3 protein-coding genes and 1 pseudogene are annotated in these 3,666 nt (G+C 24.4%); all 4 read right to left on the bottom strand.

From position 1 onward, the window contains the following. Window positions 1-380 (bottom strand): annotated as a pseudogene (locus ACERKK_RS12135) (hypothetical protein); the annotation flags it as partial. Between the two features lie 3 nt (window positions 381-383). Then, the gene (flhB, locus tag ACERKK_RS12140; RefSeq protein WP_373773338.1) at window positions 384-1,433 is read right to left on the bottom strand and encodes a flagellar biosynthesis protein FlhB; all 1,050 of its coding nucleotides are present in this window, start codon (window positions 1,431-1,433) and stop codon (window positions 384-386) included. A gap of 11 nt (window positions 1,434-1,444) precedes the next feature. Continuing rightward, window positions 1,445-2,194, bottom strand: a complete 750-nt coding sequence (locus ACERKK_RS12145) for a flagellar biosynthetic protein FliR (protein ID WP_373773339.1) — start codon at window positions 2,192-2,194, stop codon at window positions 1,445-1,447. After that, window positions 2,194-3,666 (bottom strand): flagellar hook-length control protein FliK (locus ACERKK_RS12150; protein WP_373773340.1); only part of this gene is annotated, 1,473 nt, incomplete at its 5' end. The genes ACERKK_RS12150 and ACERKK_RS12145, both read right to left, overlap by 1 nt.

Consider the following 3,666-nt stretch of genomic DNA (forward strand, 5'->3'; position numbering starts at 1 on the left):
AAAAGCATATATGCTTTTGCTAAATCATATTCATTTATTTGCGATGAATTAATAGCCAATTCTAACTCTTTTGCTCCATCAAAAACAAATCTTTTTGTATGTTTTTTTAAAGATAGCTCAGCATATAATAAAACAAGGTCTGAATTTAATACATTAATCTTATTTTTTTCTTTAAAATCTTTTACTTGAGTATATGCTTCATCAATTTTATTATCTCTTGCTAATAATTTTGCATTATTAATAAAATCAAAACCATCACTTATTTGTTGCCTTCTTTGCTCTGATATTTGAGCACCTGAAGAATCAATAAAACTATAATAAAAATCTTTTTTAGCATAAGAATAATTTATTAATAAAATAATAATTAATATAACTTTCAAAATTTACCTTTTTCTTTTTAGTTCATAAATATATGAAAAAATATCTGCTAATGCTTTATAAAATTCTCCTGGAATTTGTTGCTCAACTTCTAGTTGATCATATAATGCTCTTGCTAATGCAGGATTTTCTATAATTGGAATATCATTTTCTTTTGCAATATCTTTAATTTTTATAGCCATAAAATCAATACCTTTAGCTATCATTTTAGGTGCAGTATCAACTTTATTATCATATTTTAATGCAACAGCATAATGTGTAGGATTTGTAATTACAACATCAGCAGTTGGAACATCTGCCATCATACGTTTTCTTGACATTTCCATTTGAATTCTACGGATACGTCCTTTTACTTGAGGATCTCCATCCATATTTTTAAATTCATCTTTTATCTCTTGTTTACTCATTCGTAAAGATTTCATATAATAATGTCGTGTAAAATAAAAATCTATTATAGCAAAAATAATTATAATTAATAATATTGCAGCTAAAAAATAACCAGTTACCTTAATCATCGACTCAATTGAAGCAAAAGTATCTTGATTCATCATTGCTAATATTTCTTTATGTGTTAGTAGAAATAAAATACACATAACAATAACAATAATAGAAAGTTTAACTGTAAGTTTTATAGATTCTATAAATTTTTTAAATCCAAAAATATTTCCAAATCCTTTTATTGGATCTAATTTTTGTAAATCAAATTTTAATGGAGTTACAATCATTCCAAATTGTATCCAGTTAAAAACTAAAGCTAAAATTACAACTAATGCAAATATTGGCGCAAGAGATGATAATAATGCCATTACAACACTATATGTAATAGAATAAAAAGCTGGTCCATCAAGTTCTTGTCCAATAAAACCATAAGAAAACAGCATCATCTTTTTTATCTCTAACATCGAATGAGATGAAAAAAATAGTAAATATACAGATCCTAGTGTTAAAATAGCAGCACCAGGAACTTCCATAGATTTAGATACATTTCCTTCATTTCTGGCATCTTCAATTTTCTTATCGGTGGGTTCTTCGGTTTTGTCATCATCATCAGCCATTAATTACCCCTTTATTGAAATTTACTTATTAAATAGTTTGTAAATGTTTCTGTAAAAACTTCCATTCCAAAAATTAAAAAAACAAATATTAATGCAAACTTTAACTGAAATGTAATAACAAATGGAGAAAAAGCCGGCATTGATTTTGTACCATATCCATAATAAACATCCATAATAAAACCAATAAAAAACAATGGTAAGGCAAAGGCAAAAGCAAAGGAGAACATTCTTTTTATTTCATCTATTGCTAATTGTATTCCATTATAAGAAAAGATATCAAAACTACCTAAATGCATAATAGAAAAACTTTTTACAAGAATTACTAATGTCATTTCATACATACCTGTTTCAAAAAATAGAATTATTACAACCCATGTTAAAAATTTTGAAATAAGACCTTCTTGTGAACCTGTTGTTGGATCAAAAAGCATTGCCATTGATAATGAAGTTGCATATCCAATAAAATCTCCAATAATTTTTACAGCAGAAAATACAATATTAATAAGCATTGAAGCAACTAATCCTAAGGTTATTTCAGAGACCAAGCCTATTATAAAAGTTTCTTCTGTAATCGCTGTTGTAACATCAACTAAAGGAAAAATAAAAATAGTTAAATAAAAAGCAAATGCAATTCTTACGGTTACATTAACAGCAGAATGTCCAAAAATTGGCATAAAAGCTACAAAACCAATAATTCGACCTAATAAAAGAAGAAATTGATAAACAATATCTTCATTTAATAATGATAAGAGTGCTTCCATTACATATAATCTAAGCTTTTATCTTCTTTTTCTAAATTATCTTCTCTTGATGCTAAAATAGAGTTTGTATTAGCTTCTTTTTTGTTAAATTTATTTTCATCATCATTGTTATTATTATCATTAAAATTTGATGATTGATTATCTTCACCTGAAGTGAAATCTAAACTAAATTCTGTTTTTTCATCAAAGCTATTGTTTAAAGATGATTTTAATGAGTTTTGGTTTTCAATAAAAGAATCTAAAGTATTAGTATTGGATATATTCATACTAATACTTATTCCATTTTCTTTATCATTTTTCATTAAAATTGCTATCGTACCTAAATTACTTGGAGATAAATTTATTCTAAATGCAGTAACAGGAGGCTTATAGTTTTCATACATTTTTCGAGCAACATCTGACATCATACTTTGCATTTGTTGTCTTGCTGCAACAATTTTCATCTGCATGTTTTGAATTAATGAAGCAGGTACATTAACAACTACTTCTTGTTCTGGTGTTGTTGTAGAATTATTTAAGATATTGGTATTTTCTATATTATTATTGATTGTTTTAATATTTTCATTAAATGAATTTCTATTAAATGCTAATCTATCTAAAGTGCTTCTATGTTCAAAATGATCATTAGTCACTTTTTTTGAAACAATATTTTTAATATCAACTTCTTCATTTCCAACTTTAATTTCTTTTAAACCTAAATCAAGTTTATCTGATGCTTTTTCAATATCTTTAGTACTATTTGCATTTTTTACTGTATTTATTGCTTCTGTTTTATTTGCTAAAGCTTGATTATTCATTGTATTTTTTTGTGTATTTAAATATATATTTGTAATAAAATCTTTAGAGTTCTTATTATTTAAAAAATCACTATTAGTTTTATTATCAGTTAAAGTATTTTTTTCAGTTTTTTCTTCTTTATTTGTATTATTGTCTTTTAATAATTTATCCATTAAAGAATCTTTTTGTTCTTTAATTTCAGATTTTTCAAGTTTTACTTCTTTTGATTGTGTATTAGATAACATTTCTTTTGAAGTATTACTATCTTCTTTCTTTAAAGAAGGAGTAAGTTCTTGAGTATTATTTTTTTCTACTAAAATATCCGATTTTAAAAGGGCTTCACTTTTAACAGCTGTTTCATTTTTTGTAGATACTTCTACATTAGTATTTTTATCTAAAGATACTTCACTAATTTTTAAATCTTGTTTTTTATCATCTTTTTTTATTTGATTTTGAATATTATCAAAAATTGAATTACTTGTTTTATCTTTTGTAATTGTGGTAGTATCATTATTTTTTGTAATATTTTCTGAATTATTAGCTTTTGTATCTTCACTATTTTTTAAAGAGATATTATTTTCAACTTCAATTTTTATATCACTGTTTTTTTCTAAATTTAAAGTATTTAATTTTTTATCTGAAGTAATATCACTCTTTTTTTCATCAGTTTTATTTTCTTTTTCTTCTTTATTTTC

The organism is Poseidonibacter sp. (assembly GCF_041821165.1).
GTDB lineage: Bacteria > Campylobacterota > Campylobacteria > Campylobacterales > Arcobacteraceae > Poseidonibacter.

Excerpts from the sequence above, each read along its gene's own strand:
- flhB (WP_373773338.1), bottom strand. The coding sequence starts at position 1,433 with ATGGCTGATGATGATGACAAAACCGAAGAACCCACCGATAAGAAAATT.
- ACERKK_RS12145 (WP_373773339.1), bottom strand. The coding sequence starts at position 2,194 with ATGGAAGCACTCTTATCATTATTAAATGAAGATATTGTTTATCAATTT.